At 39.9% G+C, this 15272-nt stretch carries 13 protein-coding genes; 11 read left to right on the forward strand and 2 right to left on the reverse strand.

The annotated features are described in order from the left end of the window. Position 1 precedes the first annotated feature (1 nt). Positions 2-1003: a GSCFA domain-containing protein gene (locus tag SY85_RS01840; protein WP_066401516.1), complete on the forward strand. Its 1002-nt coding sequence runs from the start codon at positions 2-4 to the stop codon at positions 1001-1003. Here the strand turns inward: SY85_RS01840 and SY85_RS01845 are convergent. Then, positions 1000-1623: a MiaE family protein gene (locus SY85_RS01845; protein WP_066401517.1), complete on the reverse strand. Its 624-nt coding sequence runs from the start codon at positions 1621-1623 to the stop codon at positions 1000-1002. The genes SY85_RS01840 and SY85_RS01845 overlap by 4 nt on opposite strands. 519 nt (positions 1624-2142) lie before the next feature. Here SY85_RS01845 and rpsO point away from each other — a divergent pair. From rpsO to SY85_RS01890, 9 genes are all read left to right on the forward strand, one after another. Continuing rightward, entirely contained in the window at positions 2143-2535 is a 393-nt protein-coding gene (rpsO, locus tag SY85_RS01850) for a 30S ribosomal protein S15 (protein WP_269465690.1), read from the forward strand. Positions 2536-2648: 113 nt separating this feature from the next. Beyond that, positions 2649-4967, forward strand: a complete 2319-nt coding sequence (gene pnp, locus SY85_RS01855) for a polyribonucleotide nucleotidyltransferase (RefSeq protein ID WP_066401518.1) — start codon at positions 2649-2651, stop codon at positions 4965-4967. A 54-nt stretch (positions 4968-5021) separates the two neighbouring features. Next, positions 5022-5834 (forward strand): 50S ribosomal protein L11 methyltransferase, encoded by an 813-nt coding sequence (gene prmA, locus SY85_RS01860; protein ID WP_066401519.1) that lies wholly within the window; start codon positions 5022-5024, stop codon positions 5832-5834. Positions 5835-5904: 70 nt separating this feature from the next. Further along, entirely contained in the window at positions 5905-6555 is a 651-nt protein-coding gene (gene plsY / locus SY85_RS01865; RefSeq protein WP_066401520.1) for a glycerol-3-phosphate 1-O-acyltransferase PlsY, read from the forward strand. Positions 6556-6639: 84 nt separating this feature from the next. Beyond that, positions 6640-7452, forward strand: coding sequence for a M48 family metallopeptidase (locus tag SY85_RS01870; protein ID WP_066401521.1), 813 nt, complete (start codon positions 6640-6642; stop codon positions 7450-7452). A 162-nt stretch (positions 7453-7614) separates the two neighbouring features. Next, the gene (locus SY85_RS01875; protein WP_066401522.1) at positions 7615-8088 is read left to right on the forward strand and encodes a hypothetical protein; all 474 of its coding nucleotides are present in this window, start codon (positions 7615-7617) and stop codon (positions 8086-8088) included. 244 nt (positions 8089-8332) lie between these two features. Beyond that, positions 8333-9520: a glycosyltransferase family 1 protein gene (locus SY85_RS01880; RefSeq protein ID WP_066409234.1), complete on the forward strand. Its 1188-nt coding sequence runs from the start codon at positions 8333-8335 to the stop codon at positions 9518-9520. Positions 9521-9647: 127 nt separating this feature from the next. After that, on the forward strand, positions 9648-11843 hold the full coding sequence (locus SY85_RS01885) for a sugar nucleotide-binding protein (protein ID WP_066401523.1): 2196 nt from the start codon (positions 9648-9650) through the stop codon (positions 11841-11843). Between the two features lie 88 nt (positions 11844-11931). After that, a complete protein-coding gene (locus tag SY85_RS01890) occupies positions 11932-12264 on the forward strand; it encodes an aldose epimerase family protein (RefSeq protein ID WP_226999078.1) in 333 nt (110 codons plus the stop codon). Here the strand turns inward: SY85_RS01890 and SY85_RS01895 are convergent. Then, complete coding sequence (locus SY85_RS01895) at positions 12222-13385, reverse strand: galactokinase (protein WP_066401525.1); 1164 nt, start codon at positions 13383-13385, stop codon at positions 12222-12224. The two genes, SY85_RS01890 and SY85_RS01895, sit on opposite strands and share 43 nt — an antisense overlap. Positions 13386-13598: 213 nt before the next feature. On the opposite strand from SY85_RS01895, the gene SY85_RS01900 reads away from it, so the two are divergent. Then, the gene (locus SY85_RS01900) at positions 13599-14732 is read left to right on the forward strand and encodes a cellulase family glycosylhydrolase (protein WP_066401526.1); all 1134 of its coding nucleotides are present in this window, start codon (positions 13599-13601) and stop codon (positions 14730-14732) included. Positions 14733-15272 lie beyond the last annotated feature (540 nt).

Raw genomic sequence — 15272 nt, forward strand, 5'->3', positions numbered from 1 at the left:
TATGGCTTTTATGATCAATATTGATTTACCCAAACCCGATCGATTAATAGAGCATCAGCATCACTTGCTGTCCATAGGCTCTTGCTTTACGGAGCATATTGGGAATGCGTTGAAAGAAATGAAGTTTCGGGTGCTGCAGAATCCAAATGGAATTCTATTTGATCCGTTGGCTGTTTGTAATAGCCTGATCTCCTATATTGACAATAAAGTCTACACAAAAGAAGACTTGTTTTACTTAAATGAGCTTTGGCATAGCTGGGATCATCATAGCCGCTTTTCTCATACTGATCCTAACAAAGCCCTGGAACTGATAAATGCTTCGCAAACAAAAGCACATCAATTCTTAAAACAAACCGATTGGCTAATTATAACCTTGGGATCAGCCTTTAGCTATAAGATCACAGAAGAAGCAGACAGAGCTGCGCTAGCCAGTGGTAATGGAGTAGCCAATTGTCATAGAGCGCCTGCAAAATGGTTTAAGAAGCAGTTGTCAACTATCGATGAAATCATTGCCAAACTGGATAATACAATTCATCAACTGTTTCGCTTTAATCCAAAGCTAAATATCATCTTTACCATTAGTCCGGTTCGGCATATCCGTGATGGGGTAGTAGATAATAACCGAAGTAAAGCGCGCTTATTAGAGTCGGTGCATCATTTGGTTAACAAATTTGATAAGCTCTATTATTTCCCTTCCTATGAGCTGGTGATCGATGTGTTGCGTGATTATCGGTTCTACGACATCGATATGGTGCATCCAAACTACCCGGCCACTGAATTTGTTTTGGAGAAGTTTTTACAAACTCATACTACTGAAGGCCTGCTACCGCTTTTGCAGGAGTTGAAACGATTAACGGTTGCACGTAAGCACCGTTCGGCACATCCTACTACGGAAGCTCATAAGCAGTTCTTAAAGAACCATTATGAAAAGGCTAAGGCTTTGCAGGAGCAGTATACTTACCTGGACTTGCAAGATGAGATTGCCTATTTCTCAATGGCTTAGTGCAAGCGGTCGCCACGGACTTCTAAGGATTGGATGATCTGGGCTTCATACTTAAGCCACTCATTCCAGCGTTTGCGTACTTTTTCTTTATCGATGTATTTCTCTGCTAATTCAATAAAGAGGGTATAGTGACCAGCCTCGCTTTCCATAAAGCGGCGGTAGAACTTGCGTAGATAGTCATCATTTAGACCTTCGCTCAAACGCTTAAAGCGTTCACAGCTGCGGGCTTCAATCATGGCCATCAGAAGTAATTGATCTAATAAACGGCCTTCTTCATCACCACCTTTCTGGCAAAACGCTAATAGGGCGTTAACATATTCATCTTTACGTTGCTGGCCCAGCTTTAAGCCTCGTTTATGCAATTCCGCTAGCACTAAACGAAAATGGCCCCATTCTTCGGTTACAATTGGTGCCAGCGCTATTACCAGTTCTTCCCTGCGGCTATAACGTTGAATAAGGGAAATACAGGTAATAGCGGCTTTTTGCTCACAATAGGCGTGGTCTGTTAAAACCTCTTCCAGCGACATGGCTGCAAGGTTTACCCACCTAGGGTCGGTGGGTAATTGTAGGCCCAGAATGGCTTTAGTATCTTGGGAAAGTGCTTCGTGGGGCGTGTGCATTGGGCAAAATTAAGAAGGAGGCGTTAAGTAGAAGGCAATTAGCTGATGAGGAAATTATCTGATGAAATGGGAATCCAGAGTTCAGAATTCTTGGATTTCAAGATTTCAGATTTGAAGATATCTGGTTGCATTCCTATTTCTTAGTGTTGTTCAACCTTTTGCAGGGGACTGGCCGCACCTGGCGGCGTCTCAGCTTGGCCTCAGCGTAGGGCCTTGTTTTAGGCTTCTTCGGGACTCCTTCGGACCGCTTCGAAGCAGTTTCGAACAAATCCCGAAGAAAAGCCGACGATGGGTGTGGCTAAGGATAGGGAAAAGATAAGTGGCAAATCGTGAGTTATGAGTCCTGATCAATAAAAATAGGTAGATGGCCAATAGTAGACAAGTAAAGTATGTTTATAGGAGAAATTGGAATGTATAGATAAGGATATCCTCTATAACTCCCCAGAAAGTGATACAATAAGTGACGTTAGCAATTTGCGGTTTGTGATGAAGGCTGGGGCATTTTAATAGGGTTAGTAATTGAAAAACACATCTTTAGTTTATCTTTTACTTTTTAGTTTTAACAGAAATGCCTACCTTTGCCGCCAAAATAAAGTAAAACTATACTGGCATTCAATCGGAATGCTGCAAAAAAACGTAGCGATGTCATTAACAAAAGAAAAAAAAGCTGGCATTTTTGCCCAATATGGTGGAAGCGAAACCAATACCGGTTCAATTGAGGGTCAAATTGCGTTATTAACAGAGCGCATTTCTCAAATTTCTGCTCATTTACAGCAAAACAAAAAAGATTTCTCTACACACCGTGGTCTGATGCAATTGGTAGGTAAGCGTCGTCGCTTATTGAACTACTTGTCTAAGCATAACCTGCAAGGATACCGTGGCTTGATTGAGAAATTAGGCATTCGTAAATAAGTTAGTTTTCCAATTCATTATAGGCTATTTCCCAACCACTACTTAAAAGGTTGGGTTTTGGCTTTTTGGACTAACCTTATTGATGCGCCCATTAAACCCCTCAAATTCTAATTATGCTGACACAAAAATTTTCAAAAACATTTGATATAGGTGATGGCCGTGAAGTCACTATTGAGACTGGTCGTTTAGCTCGCCAAGCTGACGGCGCCGTTACTGTTCGTATGGGCAATAACATTTTGTTGGCTACTGTTGTAGCAACAGAAGAACCAAAGCCTGGGCAAGACTTCTTCCCATTGAGCGTAGACTACATGGAGAAGTTTGCTTCTGCTGGTCGTATTCCGGGTTCTTTCTTTAAAAGAGAAGGCAGATTGAGTGATTATGAGATTTTGATCTCTCGTTTGATCGACCGTGCTTTACGCCCATTATTCCCTGAAGATTATTTCTGCGAGGTGCAGGTAATCGTTACTTTGATCTCTTCTGATTCGGAGATCATGCCTGATGCATTGGCCTGCTTAGCTGCTTCTGCGGCATTAGCTGTTTCAAATATTCCTATCCAAGAAATCATTTCTGAAGTACGTGTAAGCCGTATTGATGGTCAGTTTAAGATCAATCCTACACGCTCTGAAATGGAGAAGTCTGATATGGACTTCATCATTGCCGCCACTGAGAAAAACATCATGATGGTGGAAGGTGAAGCTAAAGAGTGTAGTGAAGAAGACTTAGTAAAAGCTTTGGAAGTAGCACATGACGCTATCCGTGTTCAGATCCGTGCACAGCAGGAATTACGTGACATGGTAGGTGCAGGAGCTAAACGCGACTATCCAAAACCTGTAGTAAACGAAGTATTACGTCAGCGCGTAGAAGAGTTTGCAAAGGCTAGAATGGAAGAATTGTCAAGAGCCAACTTGCCAAAAGCTGAACGTAAAGAGACCTATAAAAAGATCTCTGATGATCTTAAAGAAGTATTGGCTCGCGAAGCTAATCTTCCAGAAGGCGAAGAGATCGATGACGATACTAAGAAACTAGTTAAAAACTATTTAGGTGATCTGCAGTACTATGTAGTACGTGATATGATCCTGAATGATAAAGTTCGCCTGGATGGACGTAACCTGGAGCAAGTGCGTCCTCTGGATATGGAAGTAGATGTGCTTCCAACACCACATGGTGCTGCTTTATTTACAAGAGGTGAAACACAATCTTTAACAACGATTACCTTGGGTACTCCATTGGATGAGTTGTTAGTAGAAAGTGCTGCTAAGTCTGAGTATTCTAAATTCATTTTACACTATAACTTTCCGCCGTTTTCTACAGGTGAGGTGAAGTTCTTAAGAGGTCCTGGCCGTCGTGAGGTTGGACATGGTAACCTGGCTCAGCGTTCTTTGAAGCAAATGATGCCAGGAGCTGACTATGCTTATACTGTACGTATAGTTAGTGATATTCTTGAAAGTAATGGTTCGTCATCAATGGCAACAGTTTGTGCCGGTTCTTTAGCCTTAATGGATGCTGGTGTGCCTTTGCCTAAGCACGTAGCTGGTGTGGCTATGGGTTTGATTTCTAAAGGAGATCAGTTTGCTGTATTGACCGATATCCTTGGTGATGAAGATCACCTGGGTGATATGGACTTTAAAGTAACCGGAACACGTGACGGTATCTGTGGTATCCAAATGGATATTAAAGTAGATGGTCTGAGCATGGACGTTATGCGCCAAGCGTTAGAACAAGCACGTCGTGGCCGTATGCATATCCTGGATGCTATGTACAATTGTATCCCTGAACATCGTGCAGATGTGAAACCACATGCGCCGCGTATGGTGAAAATGTTCATTGATCGTGAGTTTATTGGAGCTGTGATCGGGCCTGGTGGTAAGGTTATTCAGGAAATGCAACGTGAAACTGGCACTACAATCAATATCGAAGAGAAAAACAACCAAGGTGAAGTAAGCATCTTTGGTACCGATAAAGAGAAAGTTGACAGAGCACACAACTGGATCAAAGGCATTGTGGCTGTACCTGTTGTAGGTGATGAATATGAAGCTGTTGTTAAATCAATCATGCCATATGGTGCGTTTGTTGAGTTCTTACCTGGCAAGCAAGGTTTGTTACACATCTCTGAAGTAAGCTGGAAACGCTTAGAAACATTAGAAGGTGTATTGAACGAGAATGATAAGGTGAAAGTGAAGCTGACAGGAACGGATCCAAAAACAGGTAAGTTCAAACTGTCACGCAAGGTGTTGTTGCCAAAACCTGAAGGAATGAAAGAGGAGAGTGGCGATAGGGGTGAAAGAAGAGATGGTGGCCAGCGTAGAGAAGGTGGTCAACGCTTTGAAGGACGTGGCGACAGACGTGAAAGCGGCTACGGCGGTCAGCGCAGAGAACCTCGTCAAGGTGGAGAGAACCAACAATCTCAAAGCTCTCAAGAGAACGAACAGTAATCTTTTCAACTATCTTTTTAAGGCTGTCGTACGACAGCCTTTTATTTTTTCATTATGTCCAATCACATTCAACTCAACATAGAAGCTTCAGAAGCGCAGCAAGAAATATTAATTAGTCAGCTGGAAGAACTGGGTGCCGCTGGCTTTGAGCAAACGGATACGCACCTGTTAGCCTATTTTGAAGAGGATTCTTTTCCCAGTTATGATGTCAATGCAATACTGGATGGCTATAACTTTCAGTTAAATACACTTCAGCAACAAAACTGGAATGCTGTATGGGAAAGTAACTTCCAACCGGTTATTGTTGATGATTTCTGTGCTGTAAGAGCTCATTTTCATGAGCCTATTCAAGGTATTCAACATGAGATTCTGATTACACCCAAAATGAGCTTTGGCACAGGTCATCATGCCACAACGTATATGATGATGCAGCAAATGCGTGATATTGACTTCGTCAATAAATCTGTATTTGATTTTGGAACCGGTACTGGCGTACTGGCTATACTAGCTGAGAAGTTGGGAGCTGCCAGTGTTTATGCTATTGATAATGATGAATGGAGTATAGAAAATACGAAAGAGAATATAGAAAAGAATCATTGCAGTAAAATAACCGCTGAACTTTCTTCAACAATTTCAACAGAAAAGTTATTTGATATCATCTTAGCCAATATAAATAGGAATGTGATATTGCAATACTTTACCAATCTCAAAGAGTCTGTTAATCAAAAAGGGTTTATCTTGTTTAGCGGTTTGTTAGTAGATGATAAGGACGTTATTGTTGATACGGCTCAAGACCATGGTCTACAATTGATAAAACATTGTGAAAGAAATAAATGGATTTCATTATTGTTTGTTAACGAGAACTGAAGAGAAGATTAAAATAGTAATACTGGGTATACTATTTGCCCTAAATTTGCTCCACTTCAACCCATTTTGAATGAATGAGTTTTTGCTGATTGTTGTTGCCTATTTGATTGGAAGTATCCCAACTTCGGTTTGGGTAAGCCAATATTTCTTTGATATTGATATACGAGAATATGGCAGTGGCAATGCAGGTGCTACCAATACCTATCGTGTTTTAGGTTCAAAATGGGGCACATTTGTAATGATCGTTGATATGATCAAGGCAATTGTAGCCGTTAAATTGGCTTTTTTCCTTCCGGATGCCTACGATCATGAGTTATACCTGATCAACATGCAGATAGGTCTTGGCCTAGCTGCTGTAGTTGGTCATATTTTTCCTATTTGGGCAGATTTCAGAGGTGGTAAAGGCGTTGCTTCCTTGTTTGGAATGGTGCTGGGTATTCAGCCGAATGTAGCGTTATGCTGTGTAGGTGTATTCCTTTTAGTATTGTTTTTAACCCGTTGGGTTTCTTTGAGCTCTATATTAGCCGGTATCATGTTCCCTGTATTTATTCTGGCCATTTTTAATGAACCTGAGCATTTATACCGAATATTTGCCGTAATGGTTGGGCTTCTGATCATTTTTACGCACCAAAAGAATATTGGCCGTTTATTAAGAGGCAATGAAAGCAAGGTGCCTATCCTCAAACACCGTGACCGTCGCCGTCAACGCAATCGGAAATAACTGCAGACTTTGTTAAAACTGCAGTGCCGATTAAGCTTTTTCCTTTTGGTATAATCATTGAAATTATAAACAAAAAGGTAAGCAATGTTATACAGATTAACTTTTCTACTGATCGTCCTTACGACTATTGTTGCTTGTTCTACTAATCCTGTAACCGGAAGAAGTCAATTCAAATTAGTATCCGAGCAAGAATTACAATCAATGGCCACTACGCAATACCGTCAATTCCTGTCTGAAAATAAAACGGTGAGTCCATCTGCCGATCGTGATGCAGAAATGGTGCGCCGCGTAGGGCAGCGTTTGGCTAATTCAATAACTCAGTATTATCGCTCCCAAAATCTAAGTGAGGTTTTAGATGGCTATAAATGGGAGTTTAACCTGGTAAATAATAAAGAAGCTAACGCATGGGCTATGCCTGGTGGTAAAATAGTGGTTTACACGGGTTTATTGCCTATAACTCAAAACGAGGCGGCATTAGCTAACGTTTTAGGCCATGAAATTTCACATGCTATATTCCAGCATGGTAACGAACGGATGAGCCAGGGATTAGCCCAGCAATTGGGTGGCGTAGCGCTTTCAGTAGCGGTTGCCAACCAACCCGCTCAGACACAAAATCTGTTTTTGCAGGCCTATGGTATTGGCAGCGAGGTAGGCGTAATGTTACCTTTCTCCCGTAAGCAGGAGTTAGAAGCAGACCGTTATGGTATGCGTTGGGCTGCAATGGCTGGGTATAACCCAAGAGAAGCAATTAATCTATGGCAAAGAATGGCTGCGCAGGCAAATGGACAGCGTCCACCAGAGTTTTTGAGTACACACCCTGCAGAGGAAAGACGTATTCAACAGCTGCAACAATACTTGCCAGAGGCTTTAAAATACTATAAACCATCTGGTAGGTAAGGCATTTTAGCCTAAAAACCTTGGAAAAACCCGCCTTTTGGCGGGTTTTTCGTACCTGAGCCTTTTTCGTACCATGTTTTTACCTTAACTTTGCACCTCTGTTTGTGTGAAAACATTCATTTGCAACTTAACTGCTTGTTTCTTCTAAAAGATAAAAACTCTATGTCACAAACAATTTTTGATAAGCTGCAATTAAAAAACGAAAAGACAATTTTAATTCAAGGCTTACCTTCTTCAATCGAAAAACAGTTTGTCAAACTTTCTTTTGCAAAAAATCTTACTCCTTTATTGCGTTCTAGAAAGATTGATTTCGCATTAATTTTTGCAGTAAACGAATCTCAATTGAATAGTATTCTGCAAGACATTATGCCTGCTTTGAAAGAAGAAACGAAGTTTTGGGTAGCCTTTCCTAAGGCTGCTTCTAAAATTGCAACAGATCTTAACCGGGAAAGCAGTTGGCATAAATTAACAACTGCAGGTTATGAGAGTGGAGAACAAGTGGACTTAGATCATGTATGGGTGGCTGTAAACTATAAGAGGAGCGAAGTAACAATAGTATCATCTGAAGAGTTTGTTGAAGAAGTTATCGTTAAAACATCTACAACTACTCGTAAGAAGAAGGTAGCACAAGTATAATTCACTTTCTTTTCAATGAATTAAAGCGACTATAATTTATAGTCGCTTTTTTATTTTCAGTTATTCTTTGTAGTTGATTCTTTGCCTTTATTTTTTTTATCTGAATAGTTGAGTTTCATAGTGTTAGAATCAATTTTATCTTGAACTAAGTAGAAAAATTTCTACACGTAAAGCTGAATGGTTTTTTGCAACAGAAGCATTCATGCGAAATCAGCCTTGGCATCAAAATCGCTTTTATAGAGGCATGATTACAAATACAACTACCGCCATATGGCAATCTTTGAATAATACTGATTTAGTTTGCTTTTCTCATCTGCGTTGGAACTTTGTATATCAACGCCCTCAACATTTGTTAAGTCGCTTTGCTAATTGTACACGTGTATTTTTTATTGAGGAGCCGCTTTTTAATGATGGTCCAGATAAACTACATATAGAAGAACCTATTAAAAACGTATATGTTGTAGTTCCGCAATTGCAACATGGATATAGTGAACATGAAGTAATTAACAAGCAGAAAGATATGATCAGTGATTTAGTATCCATGAAGGATATCACTAATTACTTTGCCTGGTATTATACACCAATGGCATTAACGTTTACTGATCATTTGAATCCAAAGATGGTTGTGTATGATTGTATGGATGAATTATCTGCCTTTAAGTTTGCGCCAGCAGCCTTAAAAGATAATGAAAAGCTATTGTTAGAAAAAGCAGATATCGTATTTACTGGCGGATATAGTATATATGAAGCAAAGAAACATCAACATCATAATATCTATCCGTTTCCAAGTAGTATCGACAAAGAACATTTTGGAACTGCAAGAACTTTAAAATCATCACCTCAGGATCAGTCCCATATTCAAGGACCCCGATTCGGTTTCTTTGGTGTATTAGATGAACGATTTGATATAGAACTGATTGAGAACGTAGCAAAGGCAAGGCCTGAGTGGCAATTCATTCTTATTGGTCCTATTGTAAAGATTGACCCAGCAACATTGCCACGCTTTGATAATATTCATTATTTAGGCGGAAAAGATTATAAGGAATTGCCAGCCTACGTGGCGGGATGGGATGTAGCAATGGTTCCGTTTGCCTTAAATGAATCAACGAAATATATAAGCCCTACTAAAACTCCAGAATACCTGGCAGCTGGTAAGCCAGTCATATCAACTGCTATTAAAGATGTAGTATCGCCCTATGGCGAAAACAAGTTGGTGCACATTGCTAACAGTGCAGAAGACTTTATAAAGTGTGCAGAAACTATTCTAAAGAAAAAAAGCCATAAACGTTGGTTAAACAAGGTTGATGCTTTCCTGGAAGGAAACTCATGGGATAGAACATGGAGCCAGATGGCCAAACATATTGACAATAAGTTAGTAGCAAAAGAGTCTATCGCATTTCCAAATACAACAGAAACAGCAATGGCCAGTTAACGCAAATGCATACTGGCAACTGATAACAAGCAGATTCTTCGTTTACCATTCGTACATATGATGTCTTAAGTTCCTTCTATTCCAACCTAGGGATAGTAGGAACTATTAGATTATTGAAACCTATATCATGGGAGTTAACCAGTCTTGTAATAACCCTGAAATATGGGGTGGGGTTGAATGCACTATTAATAGAGTTGCGGATTTCTATTTTGATCAATTAGCTTTCAACAATTATTATCAGCACCCACAACAGGAAGCTATTGCGCATTTGGGCATAAAAAAGCTTCGTTTTCCTGTTTTATGGGAGAAGCATGAGCTGACGAAAGATGCAACAATTAACTGGAAGTGGACCTCAAGTCAGCTGGAGTATTTTAATAATAATGGAATAGATGTAATTGCTGGCTTGATACACCATGGGAGCGGGCCCTCATTTACCAACCTACTCGATCCCTCATTCCCGGAATTATTAGCTCAATATGCACGTAAGGTGGCCGAGCAATTTCCCTGGCTTACCAATTATACGCCCGTAAATGAGCCCTTAACCACAGCCAGGTTCAGTGGACTTTATGGACTTTGGTATCCACATGCTACTGATGATAAAAGTTTTCTAAAGGCACTGGTTCATCAAATGAAAGGAGTAGTGCTTTCGATGAAGGAAATACGAAAAGTAAATCCTAATGCCGTTCTGATTCAAACAGAAGATTTAAGTAAAACGTATAGTACTCCACTATTACAGTATCAGGCGCAGTTTGAAAATGAACGCAGGTGGTTACCTTATGATCTATTGTTGGGACAGGTAACAGAGCAACATCCACTTTGGAAATATTTTGTTGATAATCGAATAAAACCAGAAGAGCTCTACTTCTTCCAGGATAATATTTGTGAGCCACATGTATTGGGATTTAATTATTACGTTACATCAGAGCGTTACCTGGATGAACGAATGCATTTGTATCCTGCACATACCCATGGTAGTAATAACATTCATAGCTATGCTGATGTAGAGGCTGTAAGAGTTGAATTGGAGGAACCTATAGGTTTGGAAGTTGTATTAAATGAAGCTTGGGAACGATATAGAAAGCCAATGGCAATAACAGAGGTACATCTGCATTGTCATAGAGAGGAACAATTACGCTGGTTTTCCTATGTCTGGAATACTTGTAATAAAGTAAAAGCGAGTGGAGTAGATATAAAAGCCGTTACAGCCTGGGCACTCTTAGGCTCATATGGTTGGGATAAGCTGCTAACAGAACCTAATGGTAGTTATGAACCTGGCGTGTATGATATGCGTAGTGGACGACCGCGTGAAACAGCATTAACACACTTTATTAAGAATATAACGGGAGCAAACGATTGCAAACATCACTTGATACAAGTAGAGGGTTGGTGGCAACGGCACACGCGGTATTTACAAGAGCCACTGCAGTTTTCACCAGACAGTCATCGGGTAAGAGTAGAACAAACAGCTCCTGTTTTAATTATAGGAAAGAGAGGAACCCTTGGAAAAGCGTTTGCGCGAATTTGTACAGATAGGGCTATTCATTTTAAGCTACTAAGCCGTGAGGACTGCGATATTTCCAATATTGAATCAATTGTAAAAGCAATAGATTATTTCAAGCCTTGGGCTATTATTAATGCAGCAGGTTATGTTCGTGTTGATGACGCAGAAGGAGATGAAGACGCCTGTATGCGAGATAATTTAATTGGGCCATTGCTATTAGCGCAAGTGTGCGAAAGTAAAGGTATAAAGTTGGTCTCCTTTTCCACTGACCTGGTGTTTGATGGATTGAAGCAATCGCCTTATGTAGAGAGCGATTCTGTTAACCCTTTAAATGTTTATGGTAAAAGCAAAGCACTTTCGGAAAATGCCGTATTAACAGCAAATCCTGATTCCTTATTGATACGTACCAGCGCCTTTTTTGGTCCTTGGGATCAATACAACTTTAACCATTGGATTGAAACACAGCTAAATAATTTTCAAACAGTTTCTGTAGCCAGTGATATTTTTATTTCCCCTACCTATGTACCCGATTTAGTACATACAGTATTAGATTTAGTAATTGACCATGAAAAGGGTATCTGGCATTTAGCCAATAGAGGTATAACAACTTGGGCAAACCTGGCATTTTATGTGGCAGAACGGTGCCAGCTAGATACAAAACTTATCAACCCTGTTCCTTCTTCTGAAATGAATTACACTGCGTTAAGACCTAAATACTGTGTGTTGGGAACAGAAAAAGGTCATTTATTGCCTTCGTTAGAAAATGCTTTGGATCGTTATATCGTTGAAAAAAAACAAGCCTTAGCTTTATGGGTCAATTGATCGTTAGCAAAAGGACATGCAAACAAAAGCGATTCAACGTCTTCTACCCCAAAAGGAAAACTTTCAATAAACGATAGATGGGAGACTTATAGAGCTTTATTTACTAAAGACTGAAAATATCCTGGTTGTGATCACCAATTACGGGGCACACATTGTAAGCCTTTCAGTTAAAAATAAAGATGGTGAATGGGTTGATGTTGTTATTGGCTTTGAGTCATTGAAGGATTACCTACAAACAGATGAAATCTATCATGGTACTATCGTAGGGCGTTATGCTAACCGAATCCGGATTCACCTAATCATTCCAACTTTCCTAGTACTATTTTGCGTACCGGTGATACATTTCAATCAACAACTATATTCCGCTTGCCTGCAGAATTATGATACTACAGATGTGCCAGAATTGATAACAGCAATGTAGTGGGTGAGTGTTCTACTCATCGTATCTGCGTAAGCTACACTCAGTTCTTTTATCAACTCTCCAATAGCTTCTTCTTTAACCAGGTTAATGGTACAGCCACCAAAGCCTCCGCCCATCATACGCGCACCTAAAACGTTTGGATTGTTTCTAACCTTGTCTACTAAGAAGTCTAGCTCCCTGCAGCTTACTTCATATTCTACACTTAACCCTTTGTGTGAGCCATACATTTTTTGGCCAAGTGTAGCAATATCACCTCTTTCCAACGCTTCACAAGCATCCAGTAAACGTTGATTTTCTTCCACCACATATTTACAGCGCTTGTAAATGACCGGATCAACAGGAGCCACAGTTTCATCAAGCATAGCTAATGTCGCATCACGCAGATTGATAACATTGGGATACTTTTTCTTAACTAATTCAACACCTTGTTCGCATTGCTGTCGGCGAACATTGTATTGCGATGTAGAAAGAGAATGTTTTACATTGGTGTTTAACAAGACTATTTTAATGCCTTCCAATTTAAAAGGCTCATACTTGTATTCTAAGGAGCGGCAATCTAATCGAATGACACTGTCTTCCTTGCCAAACATGGAAGCAAACATATCCATGATTCCAACTTTCACTCCAGCATATTCATGTTCTGCTTTTTGAGCCATTTTTACCATATCCAATTTGTCAATCTGGAGTTGAAAGAGCTCATTGAGGGCAAAAGCCGTAGCACATTCTACAGCTGCAGAAGAAGAAAGTCCTGCACCAATAGGGACATCACCATGGATCATTAAATTAAAGCCTGATAAGGTATACTTGTTTTTCAGGAGTTGGTCTACAACTCCTAATATATAATTCGCCCATTGTTTTTCTGATCGATTTATGTCTTTGAGCCTGATCTCTAATTCTTCATTGAACTCTTGAGAAACGAGGTTTATACTATCGTCTTCCCGTTTAGAAACAGCTACAAAGATGTTTTTATCGATAGCTGCTGGCAATACAAAACCATCATTGTAATCGGTATGTTCGCCAATGATATTTACCCTGCCTGGAGAACGCACAATTAAAGGGTCTTTTTGATACCGGTTTTTGAAAGAACTTTCCAACTCTGCCTGTAGCGTTTGACCTGCCATAACCTATAATTTTTTAGCTTAAAATATTAAAAATGAGATTGTTATACAATCTATAAAAATAGTGCCTAACCCACTTAACCCGCAAAACCCTGCCTTCACCGATGGATATAGGAATTAACCCGAAATAAGGTTTGAATTTATATGTTTTTGAGGTTATTTTGAAGTGTATTTCGAAACCTAAGAACAATCACCAATTAGTCCAAATCATCCTTTATGTTCTTCTCGAACCCTGTGCTTGAAATCCCGAAGCACGATCCCGAATTAAAATCCCGTTGGTCTGAAGAAAGAGTAGCTGAATGGTATGCCAAACAAGGCTGGTTAATCGGTTGCAATTTCGTTCCACACAATGCCATCAATCAATTGGAAATGTGGCAGGCGGAAACGTTTGACCCCTTTACAATCGATAAAGAATTAAGTTGGGCTGCAAGCCTGGGATTTAATACGGTACGCGTGTTTTTGCATCACTTGGTGTGGGAGCAAAATCCTACTGCCTATCTGGAGCGTATTGAACTGTTTTTATCTATAGCTACCAAGCATAGCATCAAAACCATGTTTGTGTTTTTTGATGCCGTATGGAATCCTTATCCACAATTGGGTAAGCAGCCAGAGCCGAGGCATAATGTACATAACTCAGGCTGGGTACAATGCCCGGGGTTTGATGTGTTGAACGATCCATCTAAATATGAAAGCCTGCACCATTATGTAGCAGGGATTGTTAGTCATTTTAAGAATGACGAACGCGTGCTTATCTGGGACTTATTCAATGAGCCGGATAACATGAACATGACCAGCTATAGGGATGATAATTATGCCCAGCATAAGGCTGATTTATCCTTGCAGCTATTGAAAATGACTATTAAGTGGGTACGTGAAATAGATCCCATACAACCTATTACAATGGCGCCCTGGCAAGAAGGCGAGGACTGGAGTTGCCATACCAGGTCTTCGGAAATAGACAATTACATGTTTGCTCATTCCGATGTGATCAGCTTTCATTGCTATGCCAATAAAGAGGGTATGCAAAAGCGCATAGAGGTATTAAAACGCTTTAATCGTCCAATCCTTTGCACCGAATATATGGCTAGGCCTTTTGGAAACACATTTGAGGAAATACTTCCCTTGTTCAAGGAAAATAACATTGGAGGATATAACTGGGGTTTTGTGGCAGGAAAATCTCAAACGCATTGCCCTTGGGACTCATGGCAAAATCCATACGAGAATGAGCCTGAATTGTGGTTCCATGATATCTTCCGCTCAAATGGTGATGCCTATAGGGAAAATGAAGTAGCCTTTCTTAGAACCTTTATTAAAGAGGGTAAAGCTGTACAGCAGCAGGAAGTTGCATAAGTTAGCACCGTTAGAAAACGCTAAAGCACAAGTACATGCGTTAGGTATAAAAGATTTAGTATTGTAAAAGAGCACTTCTCTAAGGAGTGCTCTTTACTTTATATAACTTCTCATAACAACCTTCAAAACCAATAGAACCGGTATTTGTAAGTTGTTTTGTTGTGACTCAGGATAGTACCGTTTCGTATTCGCCTATAAGAATTTACAATAAATAATACGGATGTAGTAGTACTCCTTATATTTCAATGCTTGTTTTTCTTCTGAATCTTTCGTACCTTTTTCAAGGTTTATTCATTTGCTTATGGATGAATAATTTCATGAAACCATTATACCAAACCCATTCGATTATTGCTTGTTTAAAGGCAATAAAAATGGACAAGAAAATCTGATATTGCTTTAACCACTGAAGAAAGACAGAGGGTTCTCTAATCCCTTTGTGCCAATATTCAATTCCTATGGACCGTTGTGTAACCAATTTTTAATTCTACCTGGCAATACCTCCCTTCTTTACAGCTCCGATGCCCAAATGCAGTAGCAACC

The organism is Flavisolibacter tropicus, from assembly GCF_001644645.1.
Lineage (GTDB): Bacteria > Bacteroidota > Bacteroidia > Chitinophagales > Chitinophagaceae > Flavisolibacter > Flavisolibacter tropicus.

Coding starts and splice junctions, on each gene's coding strand:
- SY85_RS01840 (WP_066401516.1), top strand. CDS start 2: ATGGCTTTTATGATCAATATTGATTTACCCAAACCCGATCGATTAATA.
- SY85_RS01845 (WP_066401517.1), bottom strand. CDS start 1,623: ATGCACACGCCCCACGAAGCACTTTCCCAAGATACTAAAGCCATTCTG.
- pnp (WP_066401518.1), top strand. CDS start 2,649: ATGCTGACACAAAAATTTTCAAAAACATTTGATATAGGTGATGGCCGT.
- prmA (WP_066401519.1), top strand. CDS start 5,022: ATGTCCAATCACATTCAACTCAACATAGAAGCTTCAGAAGCGCAGCAA.
- plsY (WP_066401520.1), top strand. CDS start 5,905: ATGAATGAGTTTTTGCTGATTGTTGTTGCCTATTTGATTGGAAGTATC.
- SY85_RS01870 (WP_066401521.1), top strand. CDS start 6,640: ATGTTATACAGATTAACTTTTCTACTGATCGTCCTTACGACTATTGTT.
- SY85_RS01875 (WP_066401522.1), top strand. CDS start 7,615: ATGTCACAAACAATTTTTGATAAGCTGCAATTAAAAAACGAAAAGACA.
- SY85_RS01880 (WP_066409234.1), top strand. CDS start 8,333: ATGATTACAAATACAACTACCGCCATATGGCAATCTTTGAATAATACT.
- SY85_RS01885 (WP_066401523.1), top strand. CDS start 9,648: ATGGGAGTTAACCAGTCTTGTAATAACCCTGAAATATGGGGTGGGGTT.
- SY85_RS01895 (WP_066401525.1), bottom strand. CDS start 13,385: ATGGCAGGTCAAACGCTACAGGCAGAGTTGGAAAGTTCTTTCAAAAAC.
- SY85_RS01900 (WP_066401526.1), top strand. CDS start 13,599: ATGTTCTTCTCGAACCCTGTGCTTGAAATCCCGAAGCACGATCCCGAA.